This window comes from Burkholderia sp. Ac-20349, from assembly GCF_017104865.1.
Taxonomy (GTDB): domain Bacteria; phylum Pseudomonadota; class Gammaproteobacteria; order Burkholderiales; family Burkholderiaceae; genus Burkholderia; species Burkholderia aenigmatica.
The window spans coordinates 16,406-39,118 of record NZ_JAAGPM010000010.1; the positions used below are offsets into that span (position 1 = coordinate 16,406).

General features: G+C 64.0%; 26 protein-coding genes and 1 pseudogene. 11 read left to right on the forward strand and 16 right to left on the reverse strand.

Going from position 1 to position 22,713, the window contains the following annotated elements; genetic code table 11:
- Positions 1 to 16: 16 nt before the first annotated feature.
- The 4 genes from G3N61_RS05400 to G3N61_RS05415 all read right to left on the reverse strand — a co-directional run bounded on the left by G3N61_RS05400 (position 17) and on the right by G3N61_RS05415 (position 3,741).
- Complete coding sequence (locus tag G3N61_RS05400) at positions 17 to 439, reverse strand: hypothetical protein (RefSeq protein WP_011351887.1); 423 nt, start codon at positions 437 to 439, stop codon at positions 17 to 19.
- A 101-nt stretch (positions 440 to 540) separates the two neighbouring features.
- The gene (locus tag G3N61_RS05405; protein ID WP_089450419.1) at positions 541 to 1,599 is read right to left on the reverse strand and encodes a permease; all 1,059 of its coding nucleotides are present in this window, start codon (positions 1,597 to 1,599) and stop codon (positions 541 to 543) included.
- Positions 1,596 to 2,723: a tRNA 2-selenouridine(34) synthase MnmH gene (mnmH, locus tag G3N61_RS05410; protein ID WP_089450418.1), complete on the reverse strand. Its 1,128-nt coding sequence runs from the start codon at positions 2,721 to 2,723 to the stop codon at positions 1,596 to 1,598. Before mnmH ends, G3N61_RS05405 begins: the two co-directional genes overlap by 4 nt.
- A 64-nt stretch (positions 2,724 to 2,787) precedes the next feature.
- On the reverse strand, positions 2,788 to 3,741 hold the full coding sequence (locus G3N61_RS05415; protein ID WP_089450417.1) for a LysR family transcriptional regulator: 954 nt from the start codon (positions 3,739 to 3,741) through the stop codon (positions 2,788 to 2,790).
- Positions 3,742 to 3,907: 166 nt separating this feature from the next.
- Here G3N61_RS05415 and G3N61_RS05420 point away from each other — a divergent pair, with 166 nt between their 5' ends.
- Positions 3,908 to 5,329, forward strand: coding sequence for a M20 family metallopeptidase (locus G3N61_RS05420; RefSeq protein WP_089450416.1), 1,422 nt, complete (start codon positions 3,908 to 3,910; stop codon positions 5,327 to 5,329).
- A 35-nt stretch (positions 5,330 to 5,364) separates the two neighbouring features.
- Positions 5,365 to 6,651, forward strand: a complete 1,287-nt coding sequence (locus G3N61_RS05425; RefSeq protein ID WP_089450415.1) for an MFS transporter — start codon at positions 5,365 to 5,367, stop codon at positions 6,649 to 6,651.
- Positions 6,652 to 6,728: 77 nt separating this feature from the next.
- Here the strand turns inward: G3N61_RS05425 and G3N61_RS05430 are convergent, their stop codons facing one another.
- Positions 6,729 to 7,781, reverse strand: a complete 1,053-nt coding sequence (locus G3N61_RS05430) for an NADP(H)-dependent aldo-keto reductase (protein WP_043182711.1) — start codon at positions 7,779 to 7,781, stop codon at positions 6,729 to 6,731.
- A 147-nt stretch (positions 7,782 to 7,928) separates the two neighbouring features.
- Positions 7,929 to 8,366 carry a PaaI family thioesterase gene (locus tag G3N61_RS05435; protein WP_039358790.1) on the reverse strand — a complete coding sequence of 146 codons (438 nt, stop codon included), beginning with the start codon at positions 8,364 to 8,366 and terminating at the stop codon, positions 7,929 to 7,931.
- Positions 8,367 to 8,535: 169 nt separating this feature from the next.
- On the opposite strand from G3N61_RS05435, the gene G3N61_RS05440 reads away from it, so the two are divergent.
- The gene (locus G3N61_RS05440) at positions 8,536 to 9,024 is read left to right on the forward strand and encodes a helix-turn-helix domain-containing protein (RefSeq protein WP_089450414.1); all 489 of its coding nucleotides are present in this window, start codon (positions 8,536 to 8,538) and stop codon (positions 9,022 to 9,024) included.
- Between the two features lie 341 nt (positions 9,025 to 9,365).
- Positions 9,366 to 9,989 carry a phospholipase D family protein gene (locus G3N61_RS05445; RefSeq protein WP_011351878.1) on the forward strand — a complete coding sequence of 208 codons (624 nt, stop codon included), beginning with the start codon at positions 9,366 to 9,368 and terminating at the stop codon, positions 9,987 to 9,989.
- 136 nt (positions 9,990 to 10,125) lie between these two features.
- Here G3N61_RS05445 and G3N61_RS05450 read toward each other — a convergent pair whose 3' ends face one another.
- The 6 genes from G3N61_RS05450 to G3N61_RS05470 form a co-directional block, all read right to left on the reverse strand.
- Complete coding sequence (locus tag G3N61_RS05450; RefSeq protein ID WP_089450413.1) at positions 10,126 to 10,353, reverse strand: hypothetical protein; 228 nt, start codon at positions 10,351 to 10,353, stop codon at positions 10,126 to 10,128.
- A 201-nt stretch (positions 10,354 to 10,554) separates the two neighbouring features.
- On the reverse strand, positions 10,555 to 11,028 hold the full coding sequence (locus G3N61_RS05455) for a VOC family protein (RefSeq protein ID WP_043182707.1): 474 nt from the start codon (positions 11,026 to 11,028) through the stop codon (positions 10,555 to 10,557).
- Positions 11,029 to 11,188: 160 nt separating this feature from the next.
- Positions 11,189 to 11,731, reverse strand: a complete 543-nt coding sequence (locus G3N61_RS05460; RefSeq protein ID WP_205821843.1) for an aspartyl-tRNA synthetase — start codon at positions 11,729 to 11,731, stop codon at positions 11,189 to 11,191.
- Between the two features lie 178 nt (positions 11,732 to 11,909).
- Positions 11,910 to 12,152 (reverse strand): hypothetical protein, encoded by a 243-nt coding sequence (locus G3N61_RS40235; RefSeq protein ID WP_043182706.1) that lies wholly within the window; start codon positions 12,150 to 12,152, stop codon positions 11,910 to 11,912.
- A gap of 206 nt (positions 12,153 to 12,358) precedes the next feature.
- The gene (locus tag G3N61_RS05465; protein WP_043183156.1) at positions 12,359 to 12,667 is read right to left on the reverse strand and encodes a hypothetical protein; all 309 of its coding nucleotides are present in this window, start codon (positions 12,665 to 12,667) and stop codon (positions 12,359 to 12,361) included.
- Positions 12,668 to 12,712: 45 nt separating this feature from the next.
- Positions 12,713 to 13,156 carry a VOC family protein gene (locus tag G3N61_RS05470; RefSeq protein ID WP_205821798.1) on the reverse strand — a complete coding sequence of 148 codons (444 nt, stop codon included), beginning with the start codon at positions 13,154 to 13,156 and terminating at the stop codon, positions 12,713 to 12,715.
- A gap of 26 nt (positions 13,157 to 13,182) precedes the next feature.
- Between G3N61_RS05470 and G3N61_RS05475 the strand changes: the two genes are divergently transcribed.
- Positions 13,183 to 13,926: a DUF695 domain-containing protein gene (locus G3N61_RS05475; protein ID WP_205821799.1), complete on the forward strand. Its 744-nt coding sequence runs from the start codon at positions 13,183 to 13,185 to the stop codon at positions 13,924 to 13,926.
- A gap of 439 nt (positions 13,927 to 14,365) precedes the next feature.
- Here G3N61_RS05475 and G3N61_RS05480 read toward each other — a convergent pair whose 3' ends face one another.
- The gene (locus G3N61_RS05480) at positions 14,366 to 14,992 is read right to left on the reverse strand and encodes a hypothetical protein (protein ID WP_205821800.1); all 627 of its coding nucleotides are present in this window, start codon (positions 14,990 to 14,992) and stop codon (positions 14,366 to 14,368) included.
- A gap of 210 nt (positions 14,993 to 15,202) precedes the next feature.
- Positions 15,203 to 15,607 carry a hypothetical protein gene (locus G3N61_RS05485; protein ID WP_205821801.1) on the reverse strand — a complete coding sequence of 135 codons (405 nt, stop codon included), beginning with the start codon at positions 15,605 to 15,607 and terminating at the stop codon, positions 15,203 to 15,205.
- A 332-nt stretch (positions 15,608 to 15,939) separates the two neighbouring features.
- On the opposite strand from G3N61_RS05485, the gene G3N61_RS05490 reads away from it, so the two are divergent.
- Positions 15,940 to 16,404, forward strand: coding sequence for a hypothetical protein (locus tag G3N61_RS05490; RefSeq protein WP_205821802.1), 465 nt, complete (start codon positions 15,940 to 15,942; stop codon positions 16,402 to 16,404).
- A gap of 75 nt (positions 16,405 to 16,479) precedes the next feature.
- Here G3N61_RS05490 and G3N61_RS05495 read toward each other — a convergent pair whose 3' ends face one another.
- Positions 16,480 to 16,995: a GNAT family N-acetyltransferase gene (locus tag G3N61_RS05495; protein WP_205821803.1), complete on the reverse strand. Its 516-nt coding sequence runs from the start codon at positions 16,993 to 16,995 to the stop codon at positions 16,480 to 16,482.
- 71 nt (positions 16,996 to 17,066) lie between these two features.
- Here G3N61_RS05495 and G3N61_RS05500 point away from each other — a divergent pair, with 71 nt between their 5' ends.
- From G3N61_RS05500 to G3N61_RS05520, 5 genes are all read left to right on the forward strand, one after another.
- Positions 17,067 to 17,492, forward strand: a complete 426-nt coding sequence (locus G3N61_RS05500; RefSeq protein WP_241017599.1) for a hypothetical protein — start codon at positions 17,067 to 17,069, stop codon at positions 17,490 to 17,492.
- Positions 17,493 to 17,942: 450 nt separating this feature from the next.
- The gene (locus G3N61_RS05505) at positions 17,943 to 18,602 is read left to right on the forward strand and encodes a VUT family protein (protein ID WP_241017600.1); all 660 of its coding nucleotides are present in this window, start codon (positions 17,943 to 17,945) and stop codon (positions 18,600 to 18,602) included.
- 321 nt (positions 18,603 to 18,923) lie between these two features.
- The gene (locus tag G3N61_RS05510; protein ID WP_205821804.1) at positions 18,924 to 19,766 is read left to right on the forward strand and encodes a phosphatase PAP2 family protein; all 843 of its coding nucleotides are present in this window, start codon (positions 18,924 to 18,926) and stop codon (positions 19,764 to 19,766) included.
- A 366-nt stretch (positions 19,767 to 20,132) separates the two neighbouring features.
- Positions 20,133 to 20,336, forward strand: coding sequence for an integrase (locus G3N61_RS05515; RefSeq protein WP_241017601.1), 204 nt, complete (start codon positions 20,133 to 20,135; stop codon positions 20,334 to 20,336).
- Positions 20,337 to 21,309: 973 nt separating this feature from the next.
- A complete protein-coding gene (locus G3N61_RS05520) occupies positions 21,310 to 21,951 on the forward strand; it encodes a hypothetical protein (protein WP_205821805.1) in 642 nt (213 codons plus the stop codon).
- Positions 21,952 to 21,969: 18 nt separating this feature from the next.
- Here the strand turns inward: G3N61_RS05520 and G3N61_RS05525 are convergent.
- Positions 21,970 to 22,641: pseudogene (locus G3N61_RS05525) on the reverse strand (SOS response-associated peptidase family protein).
- Positions 22,642 to 22,713: the final 72 nt, after the last annotated feature.

Here is a 22,713-nt window from a genome sequence, read left to right on the forward strand (position 1 = left end):
GCCTCATGCGACGACGTCACTCGTCGTCGTCGCTCCACGGAATCTCGACGTCGGTCAGGAACGCAACGGTCGCGAGCGGGCCACCTTCCTGGCGGCCGAGCTTGCCGTCCGCGCGATGCCATTCGACGCGGAACTGCGTGCCCGGATCGTCGGCAACCAGATAGACCGAGCGCAGCTCTTCCTTGTCGGCTTCGTCCACCGGGCCATCGAACGACACCAGCATCTTCTGCGGCCACAGGCCGTTGACCGGATCGTAAATGCGGTCGCCTTGCGGAATGTCGATGCTGGCGTCGACGCCGATCGTTGCGGAGGCCTCGATGATCATCGTGCCGAGTGCGTTCAGCACGGCAGTCGCCCGCGCGGAATTGGCCTGGCGGATCGCGAGATCGCCGCGCGTCAGCGCCTTTTCGAGTCGAGGATGGATCTTCGGTTGGGTCATGCGTTTTCCTGTTTGCTTCTTGTAAATGGCGCCGCACACGTGCAACGGCGGCGCCGGATGAATATGACGATTGCGCCCGACCGGCGCGCCGCTTGTACGCGTCAGAACCCGAGCGCGATCGCGAGCAGGCCGCTCGCGATCCCGAATACGACGACGAGGATCGCGACGATGGCCAGCATGTAAGGCTTGAACGAACGCGCGAGCATCGCGAGCGACGGCACGCTGATCGGCGGCAGCGTCATCAGCAGCGCGGCGGCCGGGCCGACGCCCATGCCGAGCGACAGCATCGCCTGGATGATCGGCACCTCGCCGGCCGTCGGGATCACGAACAGCATGCCTGCCACCGCGAATGCGACGATCCAGCCGAGATGATTGCCGATGTCCGGGCCGATATGCGGGAACAGCCATGCGCGCGCGGCGCCGAGCAGCAGCACGAGCACGATGTATTCGGGCACGAGCCGCACGGCCATGCGCGCGAGCAGCTTCACCCAGCGGACGAACGGATTGCCGGCCGCGGCCTGCTCGGCCGCCAGCGCGGCGAGCTGCGCATCGTCGATGCGGGCGTCTTCAGGACGTGCGATCCGGTTCAGCAGATAGCCGATCCCGAACACCATCGCGACGCCGAGCACGAGGCGCAGCGCGCTCCACTGCCAGCCGAGCACGAAGCCCATGAAGACCAGTGCCGCCGGGTTCAGCACCGTGTTGCCGAGCCAGAACGCGACCGCGCCGCCCGGCGATGCATGGCGCGCACGCAGCCCCGCGACGACCGGCGCCGCGCAGCACGTGCACATCATGCCGGGCAGCGACAGCAGGCCGCCCGCGGCGACGCTGCCGAAGCCGGTGCGACCGAGCACGCGCGCGACCCAGTGCGCGGGCAGCAGCGCCTGCACGGCCGAACCGAGCAGCAGGCCGAGCACCATCGCCTGCCAGATCGCCTTGCCGTACGCCCACGCGTAGTCGAGCGCAGCCTTCAGCGACGGCTCGGGAGCGGCCGCCGACGTGCCCATCAGGATCGACTGGCCGATCGAATGATGCTCGGCGGCAACGAACGCCTTGTTGTAGTACGGAAACCATTTCACGTAGAACAGGCCCGCGACCGCGATCAGCAGGAAAGTCATCCAGCCGAGGGCGGGACTGGGTTGGGTGCGGGTGGTCGTCATCGTGTGGTCGTCGATTGGTCTGGGTCGGTTGCGGAGGTCGCGCCTGCGGCAAGCGCGGCCGATGCGGGCAACCCGGCTTGCGCGAGTTCGGCCAGCAGCGCACGCGCCTGATCGTGCACGTCGGCGGCGTTGGGCCGGAACGTGAACGTCAGCGCCCGGTTCGGCTTGTTGTACGTCGCGCGGTAGGTCCGTGCGTAGGCGGGATCGTAGTGCTTGTCGATCAGCTCGGTGAACAGGTCGGCGCGCGCGCCTGCATCGATCAGCGCCTTCCAGTGCGTCACCTGTTCGCGGCTATGCAGGCCGATCAGCCGATGGAGCTGCGCCTTGAACGCGTCCGGTTCGTCGAACAGGTGCGCGTAATCGTCGAGAAGGAACGCAATGCGCTCGTCGTGCGCCGCGTCGACATGCACCCACGGCCCGGCGTGAAACGCGTCGATCAACGCGATCGGCAACTGCACGAGCCCGATCCTGCGGCTTTCCGACTCGACGAATACCGGCCATTCGGGGTCGAAACGTCCAAGCGTTTCGACGAGCCCCGAATCGAACCCCTTCTGCGCCGGCTGCGGCTTGCCCGGCAGCGCGCCGAGCAGCGAGCCGCGATGGCACGCGAGCCCTTCGAGATCGAGCGTCTGCGCGCCCACGTCGCGCAGTGCGTTCAGCAGGCGCGTCTTGCCGCAGCCCGTATGGCCGACGAGTGCGATGTAGCGAAACCGCGTCGGCAGCGAGTCGAGCGTCGCGCACACCGACTGGCGGTACGCCTTGTAGCCGCCGTCGAGCTGGCGCGCCTTCCAGCCGATCAGGTTGAACCAGGTCGTCATCGAGCCCGAGCGCTTGCCGCCGCGCCAGCAGTAGATCAGCGGCCGCCAGTTGCGCGGACGGTCGGCGAACGTCGTATCGAGATGGCGCGCGATGTTGCGTGCGACGATCGCCGCGCCGACGCGCGTCGCCTCGTACGGCGACACCTGCCGGTACATCGTGCCGACGAGCACGCGCTCCTCGTTACTGAGGACAGGCGCGTTCAGCGCGCCGGGAATATGATCCTCGGCGAACTCGAGCGGCGTGCGCACGTCGATGATCTCGTCGAACTCGCCGGCGCGATCGAGGGTGACAATCAGGTTCTTCAATTTGGCGTCAAACAGGGGCGATGCGGCTCGATGAGCCGCATGGACAAGGAAGGCGGATTGACGATTATCTCACGGGCCGGCGTCTCGGGCCGCGCGCGGCAGTCGGCGGCGTCGATGCGGCCTGCATCGCGTCGATCAGATGGTCGCGGAACGCCCGTACCGACGCGGGCAGATCGCGCCCCGCCATCGTCTGCACCTGGATGCTGCGCTCGCGCAGTTGCGGGTTCGTCACGGGCACGACGACGAAGCCGTCCGCGGCGCAGCGGTCGCGCACCGACAGCAGCCCCGTGAACATCACCGCGCCCGTGCGCCGCGCGTAGCCGTACATCGCCGCCGTGTTGTTGCTCGTCAGTTCGGGCTCGAGCAGCAGCCCGTCGAGCGCGCACGCGATGTCGATCAGCTGTCGCACCGTCGTGCCGGCCTCGGGCAGCACGTGCGGGTGACGCGCGACATCGGCGAGCGACACTGCGTCACGCGTCGCGAGCGGATGGTCGTGCCGCACCAGCGCGAAGATCGGCGCGCGCTCGGTATGTTCGACGCGCACGCCCTTCTCCGGCGCGAGGCTGAAACTCAATGCGATGTCCACGTCGCCGTCGCGCACGCGCCGCGTCGCGTCGGCCGGCGACACCACCCACACGGAGAAATCGACGCCCGGATGGCGCGCCTTGAAGCTGGCGAGCGTGCCGGGCAGGAAATCGATCGCGAACCCTTCCGAGCACGCGATCTTCAGCAGGCTGCCGTGCAACGCATCGAGCCCGCCGATGTCCTTCATCACGTGCTCGGCCTCCAGCAGGCTGCGCTGTGCGAACGCCAGCAGCCGCTCGCCGGCCTCCGACAGCGCCATCCCGCGCGGCCGGCGCTCGAACAGCGGCGCGCCGAGCTCGCTCTCGAGTTTCGCGATCTGGCGGCTGATCGCCGAGACGGCCACGTGCAACCGCGCGGACGCGTCGCTGATCGAGCCGGTGCGCGCCACTTCGACGAAATACCGCAACGCCAGGCCATGCAGGAAAGCCGCCATCGTTCTGTCTCCGCCCGGCCGCCGGCCGCACTGCTTTGCCTTTTAGGCAAAGAAAGGTTCGAAATTCGATCATTGTGACAAATAAATCGGCTTTCTAGAATCGATCGCACTTCACGCTGCATGCCCGATCCGCCGCGTGCAGGGAACCCGACAGAGGAGACACGACTTGAGCCGTACCGCCGCCATCCAGCACGCGCTGAACCAGTTCGAATCCGGTGCGTTCTTCACGACCCTGAGCCGCCGCGTCGGCCTGCGCACCGAGAGCCAGGAAAGCGGCAATGAAGCCGCGCTGCGCGCCTACCTGACCGACGAGATCGCCCCCGAGGCCGCGCGCCTCGGCTTCACGTCGCGGATCGTCGACAATCCGGTCGACGGCGGCGGCCCGTTCCTGCTCGCCTCGCGCCACGAAGACGACGCGCTGCCGACCGTGCTGATCTACGGCCACGGCGACGTCGTGCGCGGCTACGACGCGCAGTGGCGCGCGCCGCTGTCGCCGTGGACGCTGACGGCCGACGGCGACCGCTGGTACGGCCGCGGCAGCGCCGACAACAAGGGCCAGCACACCATCAACCTGGCCGCGCTGGCGAGCGTGCTCGACGCGCGCGGCGGCCGGCTCGGCTTCAACGCGAAGCTGTTGATCGAGATGGGCGAGGAAACGGGTTCGCCGGGCCTCGACGCACTGTGCCGCCAGGAACGCGACGCGCTCGCGGCCGACGTGCTGATCGCGTCCGACGGCCCGCGCATCGCCGCCGCGCGCCCCACGGTATTCCTCGGCTCGCGCGGCTCGGTCAATTTCAAGCTGAGCCTGCGCGCCCGCGACGGCGCGCATCATTCCGGCAACTGGGGCGGGCTGCTGCGCAATCCGGCGATCGTGCTCGCACACGCGCTCGCGAGCCTCGTCGACGCGCGCGGCGCGATTCGCGTCGCGGGGCTGCGTCCGCCGCAGATCCCGGCCGCCGTGCGCGATGCGCTCGCCGATCTCTCCGTCGGCGGCGGCCCCGGCGATCCGGCGCTCGACGCCGACTGGGGCGAGCCCGGCCTCACCGCGGCGGAGCGCGTGTTCGGCTGGAACACGTTCGAGATCCTCGCGTTCAAGGCCGGCAACCCCGAGCACCCCGTCAATGCGATCCCGCCCGCCGCGTATGCGCACTGCCAGTTGCGCTTCGTCGTCGGCACCGACTGGGAAGCGCTGCATGCCCATCTGCGCACGCACCTCGATGCACACGGCTTCGCCGACATCGAGATCGACGTCGAACGCGGCGCACCGGCGACGCGCGTGCCGCCGGACGATCCGTGGGTCCGCTGGGCCGTCGCGTCGCTGGCGCGCACCACCGGCAAGAAGCCCGCGATCCTGCCGAATCTCGGCGGCACGCTGCCGAACGAAGTGTTCGCCGACACGCTCGGGCTGCCGACGCTGTGGGTGCCGCACTCGTACCCGGCGTGCTCGCAGCACGCCCCCGACGAGCACCTGCTCGCGAGCGTCGTCAGCGAGGGGCTGCAGATGATGGCCGGCCTCTTCTGGGATCTCGGCGACGACGCACCGACCGTTCGCCGCGCGGCGCCCGCCGCGGCCGGCGCCGCCCTGTAACGCGCTTCGCCCCTTTCACGGGACCTGCATACACGATGAACACGACCACCCTGACCTCGCAGGAAGCCGCCCGCCCCAGCGCCGCGAAGATCCGGCGCATCATCTTCGCGGCGTCGATCGGCAACGCACTCGAATGGTTCGACCTGATCGTCTACGGCTTCTTCGCGGTGACGATCGCCAAGCTGTTCTTCCCCGCCACGAGCGAAGCGACGTCGCTGATGCTCACGCTCGGCACGTTCGGGCTGTCCTACCTGATCCGGCCGATCGGCGGCTTCGTGCTCGGCGCATACGCGGACCGTGCAGGCCGCAAGGCGTCGCTGCTGCTGTCGATCGCGATGATGATGGCCGGCACGCTGCTGATCGCGCTGATGCCGACCTACGCATCGATCGGCATCCTCGCGCCGCTCGGGATCATGCTGTCGCGGCTGATGCAGGGCTTTTCCGCGGGCGGCGAATTCGCGAGCTCGACCGCGTTCCTCGTCGAGCACGCGCCGCAGCGCCGCGGTTTCATGTCGAGCTGGCAGTTCGCGAGCCAGGGCCTCGCGACGCTGCTCGCATCGGGCTTCGGCGCGCTGCTGACCTCCACGCTGACGTCTGCGCAACTCGAAAGCTGGGGCTGGCGCGTGCCGTTCCTGTTCGGGCTCGCGATCGGCCCGGTCGGACTGTACATCCGCCGTTACGTCGACGAAGGCGTCGAGTTCAAGACGCAGGCACGCTCCGAAGCGCCGGTGCGCGAGCTGTTCGCGGAACAAAAGGTGCGGGTGCTGCTGTCGATCGGCGCGCTCGTGATCTCGACCGCGATCAACTACATGATCCTGTACATGCCGACTTACGCGATCAAGCAGCTCGGGCTGCCTGCGTCGACGGGCTTCGCGGCCACGCTCGCGACCGGCTTCGTGCTCACGCTCGTCACGCCGGTCGTCGGCCATCTGTCCGATCGCACCGGGCGGATCCGCATGATGGCGACCGCGGCCGTGCTGATGCTCGTCACCGTATGGCCGACGTTCGCGTGGCTCACGCGCCACGCGTCGTTCGCGACGATGCTCGCCGCCCTGGTCTGGATCGGTGCGCTGAAGGCGATGTACTGCGGCGCGCTGCCGGCGCTGATGGCCGAGCTGTTCCCGTCGCAGACGCGCGCAACGGGGCTCGCGGTCAGCTACAACACGGGTGTCACGCTGTTCGGCGGCTTCGCGCCGTTCGTCATCACCTGGCTGATCAGCGCGACCGGCAACCGGCTGTCGCCTGCGCTTTATCTGATGGGCTGCGCGCTGCTGAGCCTGATCGCGTTGTTCGTCGCGCGCACGCGACTCAAGATGCGGTAACGGAAGAAACGACGGCGCAGCGATGCGCCGCCGGTGCGACCCGCCGCGGCATCGCTGCCGCGCGGGCCGTGCGCCATTTACGGCGCCGGGTTCGGCTGCAGTTCGTGCAGCGCGTCGATCTCGGCGAGGATCTCGTCGGACAGCTTCACGTCGATGCTGCCGATGTTCTCCTTCAACTGCTCGAGCGACGTCGCACCGATCAGGTTGCTGCGCGTGAACGGCCGGCTGTTGACGAACGCCAGCGCGAGCTGTGCGGGCGACAGCCCGTGACGCCGCGCGAGCGCGACGTAACGCGACGTCGCCTCGACGGCCTGCGGCTTGCTGTAACGCTGGAAGCGCTCGAACAGCGTGATGCGCGCGCCGGCCGGACGCGCGCCGTTCTCGTACTTGCCGGACAGCCAGCCGAACGCGAGCGGCGAATACGCGAGCAGGCCGACGCCGTCACGATGCGTGAATTCCGACAGCCCGTTCTCGAACGTGCGGTTCAGCAGGCTGTACGGATTCTGGATGCTCGCGATGCGCGGCAGCCCGAGCTTCTCGGCCGCGCGCAGGAACTGCGCGACGCCCCACGGCGTTTCGTTCGACACGCCGATCGCGCGCACCTTGCCGGCCTTCACGAATTCCGCGAGCACGCCGAGGGTTTCCTCGATCGGCACGGTATAGGTGTCGTCGACCCACGGATAGGCGGGACGGCCGAACGTCGTCGTGCTGCGATCGGGCCAGTGCAACTGATAGAGATCGACGTAGTCGGTCTGCAAGCGCTTGAGGCTGCCGTCGAGCGCTTCGGTCAGGTTCTTGCGGTCGAACTGGTTGCCTTCGCCGCGAATATGGCGCGGATTGTGCGGCTGCCGCGCCGGACCGGCGATTTTCGTCGCGAGCACGATGCGCTCGCGCTGCGCGCGATGCTGCGCGAGCCAGGTGCCGATGTACTGCTCGGTGCGCCCCTGCGTGTCGGGCTTCGGCGGCACCGGATACATCTCCGCGGCATCGATCAGCGTCACGCCCTGCCCGATCGCGTAGTCGATCTGCTCGTGCGCATCGCGCTCCGAATTCTGCTCGCCCCACGTCATCGTGCCGAGGCCGATCAGGCTGACCTCGATGCCCGAATCGCCGAGTGTGCGGTATTCCATGCTGGTCCTGTCGCGTCGGTGGAAAGCAGGAACGCTATCACATTGAAGCGGCCGCTTCAGACAGGCGCCGCGAACCCTTACAGGCGGCCTGCGGCGCCGGCGTGGAGATTCACGCGTCGTTCCGGACGATGGCGTTGCCGCCCGCCGTCACTGCGGCCGCTGGATGAAGCAGGTTGCCGACGCATGCGCGACGATCTTGTCGTCCGCCGTCTTCAGCGTGCCCTCGGCAACGCCCAGCGAACGCGACAGGTGAATCACGCGCCCTTCCGCCACCAGGTCGACGTCACGCGGCACGGGCCGCAGCATCTTCACGTGCAGGTCGACCGTACCGTAGCCGACGCCCGCATCGAGCATCGAATGCACCGCACACCCCGTGACCGAATCGAGCACCGTCGCGGCGAACCCGCCGTGCACGCCGCCGAGCGGATTCAGGTGCCGGCCATCCGCCCGCGCCGAAAACTTCACATAACCGAGCTCGACATCGAGCGGGCGCATCGGGATCGTTTCGGAAATTGACGCGAGCGGCGCATCGCCCGATACCGCGGCGCGCAACAGATCGAGACCAGACAGGGAAAGCGGGTTCATCGGGTTGTCTCCGGGTTGAAAGCGCGTCGCCGCGCGAGTAAGTTCCAAATTGGAACCCATTATTGACAACGATGGTGGCCGTTGTCAACGCGGCCGGGCCCGTTGCAACCGAAGACGGGTTCTATAATCGAACCCGCTATTTCGCTGAACCGCCGCAAGAGACTCGACGATGAAATGGGATGACATCGGCACGCTGAACTGTTCGATCGCACGTACGCTCGCTGTGCTCGGCGACCGCTGGACCATGCTGATCCTCCGCAACGCGTTCGTCGGCTGCCGCCGTTTCGACGCGTTCCAGACCCAGCTTGGCCTCACGCGCCACGTGCTGGCCGAGCGGCTCGCGCGACTCGTCGACGAAGGCGTGCTGGTCAAGCGCGCGTATCAGGAGCGACCGCCGCGTTTCGAATACCGGCTGACGGACAAGGGCCTCGACCTCTACCCGACCCTGCTCGCGATGACGGCGTGGGGCGACCGCTGGAAAGACGACGGCCGGGGGCCGCCGGTGCAGTTGCGCCACCGCACTTGCGGCCATCTGATGCATGCGGTCACCGTATGCTCGGCGTGCGGCGAGCCGCTCGACGCACGCGACGTGCAGCTGGAGCGCGGCCCCGGGTGGATCGCGGCCGAGGCAGCCGGAGCGCCCGCTGCCGAGGATTGACGCTGCGTCGTACAGCCATGCGTGAACGCGTGACGCACACGGATCGTTCGTTGCGTTTGCGCTGCCGTCGTGGGCTGCATCGAGCCCACCCGGCTGCACGCACGCATGGCCTGCACGACGCCATCCCGCCACCACCGCACGTGCATTCGCGCGCCGCGATCGCGCCGATCCGCTGCTCACCGCGAGCGCGCACACGGATCCCGCGCAACGCAACTTTGCGTCGCCGCTTCTGACATCGCAGGCCATCTCGACGAGTCATCTCGTCTCATCCGCACGTGACCGGGCCGCCACGTCTGCGTTACACTCACGGCCCGCTGTCTCGAAATTGTTCGCTGTCCAAGATGTTGTCGCGCAATCGCCTCGCCGCTGCCTGCCTCGCCGCTTCCCTGCTCGCCACACCGTTCGCCGCCTTCGGCAAGACGCAAAGTGAATCGCTGCTCCAGCAGGCGATCGACTTCGTGTCGCGATGGCTGCCGGCCCCCACTCACGAAGCCCCCGCGACACAGGTCGTCGAATCGGCGTTTTCGCCCGACGGCGGTGCCGAAGCGCTCGTGCTGAAAGCGATCGGCGCCGCGCGCAGCTCGATCCGCGTCGCCGCCTATTCGTTCACGTCGCCACCCGTCACGCGCGCATTGCTCGCCGCCAAGCGACGCGGCGTGAATGTCGCGGTGGTCGTCGACGACAAGGGCAACCGCGCGAAGAGCAGCAAGCAGGCGTTGAACCTGCTCGTCAACGCAGGGATCCCGACGCGCACGATCGATGCCTATGCGATCCATCACGACAAATACCTCGTGATCGACGCCGAGCACGTCGAAACCGGCTCGTTCAACTACAGCGCGTCGGCGGCCAGCCGCAATTCCGAGAACGTCGTCGTGGTGTGGAACAACCCGCAACTCGCGTCGCGCTACCTCACGCACTGGCAAAGCCGCTTCGACCAGGGCACGCCGTACCGCTCCAGCTACTGACGCACACAGCGCGGCGCCCTGCCGCATTCGCTCGACCGTGTTGCAGATGATCGGCGAGCATGACGCGATGTGCAATTCAGCCGAATGGCCAGCGCGCCGCCTCGCGTATCGCACGTCCGGAGCGACACCGTCGCGCTCAGTGGATGTCGGGCGTCCGCCCCGCCGCGACGCCGGCTTGCGTCGTCGGCGCACAGCGATTCGCCTGTCCGCTCACACCGCTTGCCGAAGTCGTCGACAAGCCGCTGGCGCCGCCCGGCAGCGCGCTGCCCGCACATACGATGCCGAATGCCAGCGTGTTCTGAACCATCGGATAAAGGAGATACAGCGCAAACGCGAGATAGCCTGCGTACAGAATTCGAACCATGGTGCGATGGGAAGCGATGAACGATTGGTCTCGCCCTGTTTACGGCACGGCGCCGGGCACCTTGAGGCGCCGCGCATCGCATTGCGCATCGGGGCAAAACGCGGGCTCATGGCGCCCGCTTCCCAACGCATCTGCATCGATCCTGGCCGAGCGCGGGCGCATGCCGCCGCCCGGCCGTTCAACTGCGGTTGCGTGGCTGCGTCAGCTTCCGCACGGCGGCGCGCTGGCCATCGCCTCGGCGATCTGCTCGGGCGTCAGGTCGCGCTGGTGCGTCGCGAGCGACCAGCGATGCCCGAACGGATCCTCGACCTGTCCGTAGCGATCGCCCCAGAACATGTCGGCAGCCGGAATCGTGACCGTCGCGCCAGCCGCGACCGCCTTCGCGATCGCCGCGTCGGTGTCCGGCACGTACAGGTGCAGGCAGACCGGCGTGCCTTTCAGGGCCTTCGGCCCGAGTGCGCCGTGATCGGGCATTTCATCCACCAGCATCAGTGTCGAATCGCCGATCACGAGGCACGCGTGCGCGAGCCGGCCGTCGGGCATCGTCAGGCGAAACTGTTCGCTCGCATTGAACGCGCGCTTGTAGAAGTCGATGGCTGCTGCTGCGCCGGCGCAGATCAGATGCGGTGTCAGCGTGCGCATCCCTTCCGGGATCGGTTTGACGGACGTGGACATGGGTGTCGCTCCTTCGGGCGGTTGTCGTATCGGAATCGGGACGGACGCGCGATGCGCACGCCTCCGATGCTACGACGGACGAACCCGGTCGAAATCGACACGGCGCCCGACATTTTTTGTTTTCTCGCGTATCCGGGCCGCGGGCTCCCCGTGTCGGGCGTCATCGGCCCGTTCGGTCGGCCTCGTTGTCCGGCATACCGAACTGCCGACGGCACGCCTCCAGCAATCCGGCCACTGCATCGAGCGGAAGATCGGCAAACCGGGAGATCGGCAGCATCACGCCGCCCGGCACCCTGGTGCGCGACGAATGCGCCGAGAACTGGTAGCCGATGTAACGATTACCGGCGACGCTGATGATCCGGAATTCGGTGACGTCGCGCCATCGCGTGACGGGTTGTTCGCGTACGGCCCCGATCAGCCTGAAGCCCGTCTCGTCGACCTGCAGCGCCATCCTGCGCCGCGACGACACGAAGAAGGCAACACCCGCCAGCGCCAGCAACACGGCCAGCGCCGCCACCGGCCAGAGCGCCGGCGCGGCCGCATAACCGCATAGGCCCGCCGCGGCGAGCACCGCGCACGCGATCGCCCTTTTTTGCAGGCTCCGGCTGTCGACCGCCAGCGTCACCGGCAACTGGCCGGCGACCGTTCCCGCGACGGGATCGACATGCCAGCCGGAATCGGCGGTTTCGCGTTCGTCGTTCATCGCCCGATCGCTCACATCGACGGCAACCGGGTCATCGAGGTCGGACACCCTATCGACGCGCCGCGACGGGCGGCTTGTCGCCACGCAGCGGACGCGATCGAGGACAGTACGTATCGACGCACGCCAACACGCTTGCGTCCGCGCGGAACGGGCAGCGCTCCGTCGGCATCGGTCATGTTTAGTTGCACACCTTGACGGTACCGTTGCTCGTGCATTGACCGGTGGCCCAGTGACTCTGCCCTGCCAGATGAGGCGCCAGGCCGATGCCGCGAATCGGCGCGGCCGGCGACGATGCCGGAACGGCTGCCGCTGTCGACGCGGTGTCGGGCGACGGCAGCAAAGGCGGCTCGGACGCGGTCTGGCAAGCCGACAGCGCCAGACAAAGTGCGGATGCCAACGGGGCGATGAGCGATCTGGACATGGTCTCGTACGCGTATGCGATATTCGCTTCCGGTAACCGGCTCGCTGAAGATCGCGTGGCCCGTCAAACCGTTCGGCGCAACCGTCAACCCGGCATGACGGTCATCCAATACTACTCCTCGCGATCGACGTCGTGCGCGCGGCCGTTCGGCCAGGTACCGCCAGCCATGCGGCGGCACCCGCTATCGCCGGCGCGCGCCGCGCCGGTCAGATTTGCGGCAGATCGCGCAACGTGCGCGACTCGCTCGTTGCATCGATGTCGAGCTCGATGCCTTCCGATGCATCGCGATACTGCACGCGTTTGAGCCTGGGCCCGATCGCGGTGGCGTCCGATGCCGAGAAGATTGCGCGGACATCGTTGCCGGACGCGAGCGCGCGCGCCACGTCCGCCACCGGCGCCTCGCTGGGCGCCGCCGCCCACGACCGGTCGGCCGGATTCACGGCCGCCCAGCGCACGTGCGTCACGCGCGCGCTGAGCGGATCGATTCTCACGCCATTCACCGCAAACATCGACATCGGCATCTCCTTCGAATTTTTTTCGGCCCGCCGTCCCGGTACGGGTCACGGACAGCCCCAGATCTCGCAGACGTTTCCTGCCGGATCCGCCACGGAAATCGCGATCGTACCGTCGCCGTAGTCCCACTCGTTCAGGATACTGACGCGGCACGACTCGAGCCGCGCGACGACTTCCGAGACTTGCGCCACTTCGATGGCCAGCGCAATGCCATGGCCGGTCGGTCGAAACTCCGGATACGGAAACTCGCCAGCGCGGCCCGTATGAACGGTCAGCGTCGCTCCGCCGACGACGAAGCGATGCCACGGATTCCCCGCTACCGACACGCCATCGGAATGCACCGGCAGCGCGAGCGCCACACGATAGAAATCCACCACCGCCCGAAAGCCGTCGTATTCGACCGGCACCAGGATGCCCAGACTCGCGATCATGTGCGCTTCTCCGGCCAACGCGATTTTCGATGATACATTGGGACGCTTTGCAACCGTCAACAGACAATCGTGCACGGGAGAAACACATGACCGACGCCTGGGGAACCTTCCCTGCCAGAATGGGCGACCATCAGGCTTTCATCAGCTTCAACCACAGCTTTGCGGAAATCGCGGAAGGCGATCCGCGCGCGTCGCTGCTCAGCGTGCGCGTCCCCTTTGCGCATCCGACGCCGGAAGGCCTGCCGGCCGGCGACGAATTCGCCGCGCTCGCGACGATCGAGGATCTGCTGGACGCCACGATCACCGCGAAAGGTGGCATGCAGGTTGGCCGCATCACCGTCGACGGCCATCGGGATTTCCTCTTCTACGTGCCGTTCGACGACGCGGCAGCGGCGGAGATCGTCGACGCACTGGCCGATCAGACGACCTATGCCCTTCAGTACGCGCACCAGGACGATCCGGACAAGGAAGCCTACTGGCAAACGCTCTACCCGACCGACGACGACTGGCAGATCATGCGCGACATGCGCGTGCTGGATGAATTGCGGAAGAAAGGCGACGCCAGCGACGTCAGCCGGCGCGTGATGCACTGGGCGTACTTCCCCGACCAAAGCGACGCGCATCAGTTCGCAGACTGGGCGGAAGCGAAAGGCTATCCGGTCGAATCGGTTGCGCCCACCGAAGACGGCAAGTCGGCCGTACGGTTTTCGCACGAAGGCACCATGGCACTGGCCGACATCACGCGCCATACAGTCGCGATCAATCACGAGGTACGTTCGTTCGGAGGGGAATACGACGGCTGGGAAACCAGCGTCGAACAGGCTCGCTGAGCGGGGGGACGTGCCCGCTGCGCGCGACGTGATGCAACGCATCCGGCGCATCCGGCGCAAAAAACATCCCGGCGGCAGGGTTGCGCGCCGCCGGGACCAAGGCATCACCGGCCGAAACCGGCGATGGGCCTGAGGGTTCGCTCAGGCACGAGGAAAGCGATTCGTACGGATCAGGCGATCGGATGCCAGGGCGCGCAACCGATGCGATTACGCCACCCGCCGAACGCCTGTCCGGTTCCGCCGACGCAGCCTTCCGGCGTCGGACGGGCAAAAAGCCCCCGCTCCTGCGCGAGCGAGCGGGGAAACGGTTGACCGGGCCGGGGAAGAACGGTCAACCGGCCAAATTGTGAGCGCGGGCCGCGCAACGATCTGTGCGCCAACTCACCCTTTGGTGACAATGCCGCGGCAACCGGACCGCGTGCGTGCCGCGCGAATCGCGTCACGGTCCGAGCGCAACGCCCGCGACCGGCGCGAGCATCACCACGATGACGGGCGACAGCACCACTGCCCCGACCATCATCACGCCGTCGGCCGCGAGCGTGACAGGTGTCGCGAGCAAGCGCACGGCCTTGCCTGCCGTGGTAATGCGATCGGTGACCTGGATCCTGTACGAATGCTCAAACGACGACCACGTCTTGCCTTGCGCAAAACCATCGGCCAGATAGCGCGATCCGTCCAGCACACCATTCATCTCCAGATCTCTGCTTCCGAGCTTCGTGAAGCCGTCCTCCTGCGCGCGATCCCAATCCTCGTCGGTCATGCCATTGCGGGGGAGCCGCAGCGAGAACTTGCCCGAGATCTTGCTGCCCTGCGCGACGAACCCATAGAGCGCCGCCTTGATCGATTTGCGGTAAGGCGATGCCAGCACAGCGCCGAGATGCTCGGGCATATCGAAGATGTAGTGATATTTCTTGCCGAGCACGACGAATTTCTTGCCGTCCTCGCTGACAAGGAATCGGTCGACTGTCTCTTCATACCTGCCGTCTTCGAACAGCATGGCGGTGCAGCCTGTCAGGCCGGCAGCGACAATGATCGCGCCCGCCGCCAGTAGCGTTCTTCTTTTCATGTCCGGAATTTTATTTTGTTTTAATTCAAGCGAATGATTTGAGGCCCGGGGCCAGTTTCCGGTAAGTAGCAAGTGTTGTCAAAGCAGGATCATTCTATTTTTTCTAGCGGCACGATTCAGACTTCATTTTTCTCTACCGATTTTTTTGAAACCGGGTTTCGCGAACCCAGGAACTTGCGTCATGACAATCGGGTTTCGCCGTCGTGACAGTCAGCTGAAAAGCCATTCCGCAACCATCTCGATCCAGTCGAGATCGCTGGCGACGTCCATGACAGTTTCGCCGACGATTTCCGCAGTCGACTCGGTCGATGCGGCCGATGCGCCCGTCGCCACCGCGCCAGCAGCAACCGCGTTCGCCTTCGCTATTTCGACCGACGCGCCGGATCTCGGATCGGCCAACCGCTCCAGCCAGTCGACGATATTGGCACGCGCCTCTTCTTCATCGGCGAAATCATGCCGCTCGAGAAAGCGGTCGAACACGATCCACGCAAGCGTCTTGCTTCGCGCAGCGGATTCGAGACGCCAATCGACAACGCCTGTCCGACCGGACTCCCTGATTTCGAGCGTTGCGGTGAAACAGTAATCGAGATACTCGATCTCAAGTTTCGACGGCATGGTTTTCTCCGGTCAATCTGCCCTCTCTGTTCTTATGATGATTCGTGCATCCCGGGTTTCGCGACGCCGCGTGAATCCCGAGTGAAACTCGCGCGGTGCGTCATTCCCGCTGGCAGTATCGCGACATTCCCGTGACCTGTCGATATCGATCGCCGACACAAGACCGCATTCGATTTTTCCACCCTTCCTCTCCGCGCTTTCATTCGCGGTTCAGGTTCTGCTGCGAATCGCTCCGCTTTCCGGTTGCGGGTATTGCCCTGCTTCCCCGCCGCAATCGCGCTGCTAAACTTCAACAAAGACGACCGCTTGCAGCACCAGAGGAAGTAATGGTAATGGCACTCGCCCACGCACAACAGAATGGCGTAGAAGTCTGGATTGTCCAGCTCCCCGGGCACGCCCCCTATGCCTATACGCACCTCAAGCGGGTATTCTCGTCCGACGATACGCGACACCGGGTCGTGACGATCGACCTGAAGAAACTGCTGACATGCGCCGACCGAGACACGACGGACTACGTGTTGCCGTCAGTGCTGTACTGGGCCCCCGGAAAGGCCGCGGGCATTCGCGAATTCCTCGATCCGGACCAGGACAGGATTCCCGACATGCCGTACATCACATTTCGCGAGACGAGAACGCGCACGCTGCTCGGCATCCCCGGCCTGTCGAAAGTCGGCGTGGCGTCGTTCCGCAACGGCCAGCATCGCGCGCGCTATCTCGCCTATGCGGGCGCAACGACCCTGCCCGTCGAGGTGCATGAGACGGAAGCCGATTTGCTCGTGCGGTACTGCAGCGAGTAGCGCTGGAGTACGTTTGGCCTTCGCCCGGCAATGGCCGAACGTCATGCGACCGTTCGCCCGAATGTCGCCAGGCCGCTACGCCGGTATCGCGTAGATCCGGTCGGTGACCTCCGTCTGGCCGATGCGGCTCGTTTCGATACCCGCCAGTTGCCAGCCGTTGTGTTCATAGAAACCGATCGCCCGTTCGTTGCCCTCCAGCACCTTCAGGTGGACCCTGTCCACGCCGAGCCCGCGCGCCCACGCCCGAACGGCTTCGATCATGCGCTTGCCCGTGCCGCTTCCGTGATGAGAAGGATGGACGTGCAGGCAATCGAGCAGCACGCCCAGCGCCGGATCGACGGGACGCTCGGCACTGACGATGCCCACGGGCTCGCCGTCCACCTCGGCGATCAGCACGAGGCCCCACTCTGTTTCATTGCGATCGAGATATTGCCGCCACCGGATCGCGTGTTCCGTCGGCACCTCGTCGGACAGGTAGGCCACCGGCAGGATATGGCTGTACGCGGTTTGCCAGCTCAGCGTGTGCAGGCGAGCGATGTGGTTGGCGTCTTGCGCTGTCGCGGCGCGCAGCGTGGCCCGGGTTTCCGGCATCGGTGGTCACTCCTTCCGCTTGTTGTCTTGATCGGGACGTCTCGTCGCAAAATATACCGCGCGTTGCACGCATGCAAAAATCGACGGCGCCGCGCTCGAACCATACTTGTCGGCCCAACCCGGAACCACGGGTACACAAACCTTGGGGAATTCAAACAATGCGACGTGTGTTGGGAACGATCAGATTTGCAATCGCGGGCGTCATCAGCGTGATCGCGTGGGCCACGATCGACAGCCGCCTGTGTATCGCGTTCGATCGGTTGTGCATACCGCCGGCCGGTTCCTGCGGTGGCGGCGTAGATGCGTGCGCAGCAACGATCCACGCCACCGTCGACCTGTTCGCGTATCTGTTCGGCCCGCCCATCCTGTTCGCGGTGCTCGGCGCCTATCTGTTTTCACGGCGTCGCCCGCCGCACGTGATCGTCGCGTACCTTGCATGCGCCGTCGCCACACACTGGCTCGTGACGTTCGTGGGCGTTCGCCTCCTTCACGTCTGACGCGATCGCGTCAGCGCGTGCCTGCCGGGCGTCGCTGCAACTCGTTGCCAGCGCAACGGGATGCCGGCAAAAAAAAATCCCGACACCTTCATGGGTTGTCGGGATCGAACGGCCCTGCAAAGCATGAGGGCACGAGGAAGTCGATACATTACACCAATGTAAGATTGTTGCACATTGTCGGTTCACGCCAAGTCCCTGTCTCATTCGGCCATTCAGGCGATAAAGGGCGGCCATAAACGAAAAAAGCCTGCTCACGCTGAACGCGAGCAGGCAAGAAAACGGATCAGCATTCGAGGCACGAGGGCTGTCCAGGGAAGATAACGGCACGGGGAGCGAGAACCTTAATCGGGAAAGGAAACTGCGCGACATCACGTCGACCGGATACGGCCATACGATCTCGCGGCAAAGATGGTTTGATGAAAACCTGCTACACAATGACGATATCCTGTCATGCCCAACCCTGCTTTCCGTCAATCGTTCGCCGTTCGACCCGGCTTGCGCGTAGCGGAGTGCCCGTCCGTTTCATTGGCCATGTATGGCAAACTTCGGCTCCGAATCGACGCCGCGCGCACTCTTAATCACAGGGGAATCATGTACGTCCTGATCTATATCGCAGCGGTCGCTGTCGCTAACCTGATGGTCGCTCATTTCGGACCGGCTGCTACCCCGATCATCGCGTTCCTTCTGATCGGACTCGATCTCGCGATTCGAGACCGGCTCCATCTGGACTGGCGCGGCCGCGCGCTTTGGTCACGGATGTTTGCGTTGATCGCAGCCGCCGGCGTCGTCAGTTACGCGCTCAATCCCGCCGCCAAGGAAATCGCCCTCGCGTCTCTGGTGGCGTTTGGTTCGGCAGCCGTGGCGAGCGCGATCGTGTTTCAACTCGCACGTCGTTTCCCGATACTGGCGCGTGCAAATGGCGCGAATGTCGCGGGGGCGGCTGTCGACTCCATCATCTTTCCGCTGATTGCGTTCGGGACGGTGTTCCCGACGATCGCTGCATTGCAGTTCGTCGCCAAAGTGGCTGGCGGCGCTTTGTGGTCGTGGGTGGTTTTTCGAAATACTCGAACGGTACAGGCGGGGATCGCGAGCAATGTGGTAGATCGGTGAGGACGGGTCGGCGTTTGGCCACGGGCCAAAGCCATCGGACGACTGCGATGTTGCCTCGATCGACTGCACCCACTGCAGAGAAAAGATCGCGGTAGCGCCGTGTTCGATCGCCACGCACCTGCCGTCCAGGTATGGGCGATGACGTATTGCTCGATCGACAAGATAATGACAAACCACGATAAAACGCGGAGCCGACCATATGCCGCCCTATGGGCTATCAACGGCATACTCGCACTGATAGATTTATTCTGGCTCCCAGCAGCCGGAATATCCGTGCCTATTTCTACTATCGCAAAAAAGGGCGTCGGAATAGTGCTAGCCATGTTGCTTGGCACTCTACTGTGGATGGTCTCGCGGGCATTCCGTAATCGGTCTGAATCGCGGACCATCTTCTACCGTGAAATCGCCATCGTGCTGTGGTGGATCGGTGCCTTCTGTGCGTTCACCGACGCCGCTCTGGTACTGCAATACCTGACCGTAAGCGCTGGGCACCCGCTGGTCGACACGGCGTTGCTACGGTTCGATTCACACTTCGGTTTCGAGTGGGAGGTACTATATAAGTGGGTCGGCGCACATCCCACCATAAAAACCATATTGCACGTGGCGTATGAAACTGGACTAATTCAGCTTGCGACAATCCCGTTTATTTTGGCTGTTGTCAGAAAATCGCAAGATTACTCGGAGCTGGTCCTGAACGCCACGATCTCGGGGCTCATTGTGGTATTGGTTGGCTGGCTCTACCCAGCCAGCAGCGCGTATCTGCACTTCGGAATTCACGCGCCCGGGACAGCCGACACGGTTTCAGATTTCATCTTGCTTCGGTCCGGCGAACTACGGCAGATCGTCCTTGAGAACGCGCAGGGGCTCGTATCGATGCCGTCGTACCATGCGGCACTAGCAATCTGTTTCGCATGGAGTCTCCGGCATGTCCGGCGGGTTTTTCCTGCCGCTTGCGTTCTGAACATCGCGATGATCCTGTCGACGCCCACGGAAGGCGGCCACTATCTCGCCGACGTCGTCGCCGGAATCTTCCTCGGCGTCGCCACGATATACGTGACGCGCGCTTTCCTGCCGGGTTACTTACGGGCAACCGCCGAATCCCCGCTGCCCGATCGCGATCTGCCGATCGCCGCCCACCCTCTCTCTACCGACAAGCGCCAATAAGTCAGTGGCCGCCATGTCCGGCCGCTCCCGGACTGCTTTCAGTGCTGCCCGCCTCGAACGGGCAATTTTTTTGGTTTCACGTTTTAGAAACTGCTCGACTGTGCGTTAGAACTATCTGAACTATCGGACATCCAGCAATTTCGCGCGGCAGGAGACGCCGTGAAGCAGCCGCTCGCGTCCTCTTCTGGATCGTCATCGGTGACGTCGTAAATAGCAAATTGCACGCAGTGACCGACCAGATTCACGCCGCATTCATCGCGCCGTAACCGAAGTGACCTGTCGTGGCCGCAGGTCGGCCGCCAGGCCGGTCACATTAAAGTGAAGCGTGGGAAGAGGCGCAGCGAGGTAATCGAGCAGATCGAAATCATGATGACGTCCGGCACGCGCTACACGCGCGATGGCGTCAAAAGGTTCCAGGGGACGTTGCTGAACGAGGCAACCGAGGAAAAAGTATTTGCCGGCCGGTTCACGTTCCATGACCTGTGCGCATATTACGCGACACAGCATAAGGACAAGCGCGGCGCGCTGCCCGACCTTCACGCGAATCCAGACAACCACACGCGTGTATGACCGAAACAAAATCGTAAAGCGCTGTGAATTCCATTTTGTGGAATTCCAAAACAAAAACGGCACTGGATAAAATCTCAGTGCCGTTTCTAACTGCTTGATACCGCTTGGAATTCTTTGGGGTGACTGATGGGACTCGAACCCACGACGACAGGAATCACAATCCTTATACATTTTTCTTATATTTCATGGTGTTAGGCGGGAACATTGGAATATGTGGTGTCGCGAGAGCCTTGTCTGGCGTAGCGAAAATTCCTCATCTTCCAGAGAAATTCGCATCATTTGGCTCCCGCCGGCTCGGCCTCCATGTCGTCCGCTGGTACAGCTGCAGCATTGCACGCGCGGCTTCGCCGTCTGATCGTGGCACCGGCCGCCACCCTACTTGGCTTCGCGGGCTCCTCATCGACGCAAAACAGCGCCGACCACATCGACTCCCATCTGCGAAGAAACGATTTGCTATACCAAGCCTCATATCGCCGTAAAACCTACGCTAAAACCAACGCGTAAACACTCACGGTAAGGCTGTTCTTTAGGCCAGTTCCCGCGTGTTGCAGAGAAATCCACATCCGCGGCTGCGCCTGGAGCGCGTGCAACATGACGAATCGCAGGACGTTATGAACGACTCCGGAACGACACGTACGTGATTCTTCTGGCGTGAATAGACTGCCCGCGATACCATTTTTCGTACGGCACCTGACGTAATCGGCAAGCCGGCCCGGCGACGGCCGGGGGCGACACACACAACGAACACTAACGGGGATTCGAGTTGAACCTTACGGATGCGCGGAGCAAAATTTCTAAGTGGCTCGTCGAAGCGCCACTGTACGAGACGCTATTTGAGTATGAGGAAAAGTCGACAGTTAGTGCGATCCACGCGCTAACAACGACTGATGCGCCGTTTGATATGTATTGTCCGGGTTGTCGCGCACACTCCACATACACGCCAATTCCGAGTGATGAAGCGAAGAGGCGCAAAATGACAGCCGAAATGGCGGCCAGAGAGGGGATAAAAAGCCCTATGATTGAAGTGGAAGACTTCCAAATCGAAGCTCGCTGTGCCAGATCATTTGAGCATACTGCTCGGTTCATATTTCTGCACGTTCGGGGCGAGAGCGTACAGAAAATCGGCCAGTTTCCGTCTCTGGCAGATCTTTCCATCCCGGACACATCGCAGTTTGAGAAGGCACTGGGGCAAGATCGAGTGCGAGAGCTAAATAAGGCTATAGGACTGGCTGCTCACGGCGTCGGCGTTGGATCGTACATCTATCTCCGTCGAGTATTCGAATCGCTCGTTGAAGAAGCCCACAAATTGGCGCAGACCGGACCATCTTGGGACGAGGAAAAATATCGCCAATCACGGATGCTCGAGAAAATTGAACTGGTCGCCTCTCACCTTCCGGAATTCTTGGTCGAGAACCCGCAGTTGTATGGCATTCTGAGCAAACATATTCATGAGCTGTCGGAGAAGGATTGCCTAGCTAACTTCGAACTCATGAAAGAGGCGGTATTAATCATTGCGCGAGACAAAAAGAGTGCCCTGGACGAGGCCGCACATCGAGAGCGCACAACCAAGCTTATAGGTAAAGTCAGCTCCACAATTGCGGGAAAGATTGGCTAACGATCTGGCGTAATTCGCTCACGCCGGCTCTGTGGCCATGTCTTCGGCCGGGTACAGCTGCAGCATCGCCCGTGCCGCCTCGACGTTCGATGTTGTCAGCCATTCTTCCCAGTCGTCCGGTCGCAAGATCACGACAGCCCGCTTCTCATCGTCGGGCTTGTGCATCCGCGAAAAAATAGAGTGCCCCTCACCGCTGACCGTAATCATCGACATCACGTGGTGGGCGGCGCCGTCCTGGCCCTGCAGCGTCCGCCAGATGCCGGCGACACACATCGTTCGCCTATCGGTGAGACCGATCCGGTGCCATACATTTTTGCCCGTCTCGTAGCACGGTTCGTAGATCCAGTCGGCCGGGATCAGGCAGCGCCGACCGGCGCGTCAGGCGGGCCCGTACAGAGGTGACTTCCCGAGGTTGTCGTCGCGCACGTTCATCGTGCTGCGCATGATCGGCGGCTTCCGCCCCTGCTCCTTCGCCTTCTCGATGTTCGCCTTCTGCAGCGCGCGCGGCCAGAAGCCGAACCCTGCCCCCAATGGTCTGAGCTTTCCGTCGACGTTTGCAACGATCGGCGCGAGATAGTCCTGGTAGATCTCAGGCTTCCACGGAAAGTCCCTGTACAGGTCGCTGAACGGCTCGATCCGCAGTTCGCGGATTTCGTAGTCCTCGTGCGGCGCCCGGTAATTTGTGCACATCGCCCCTCCCCATTTTCTGCCCTTGACGGAACCAGCATATCTCAAAATGTACTGTGTTTTTATACAGTGATG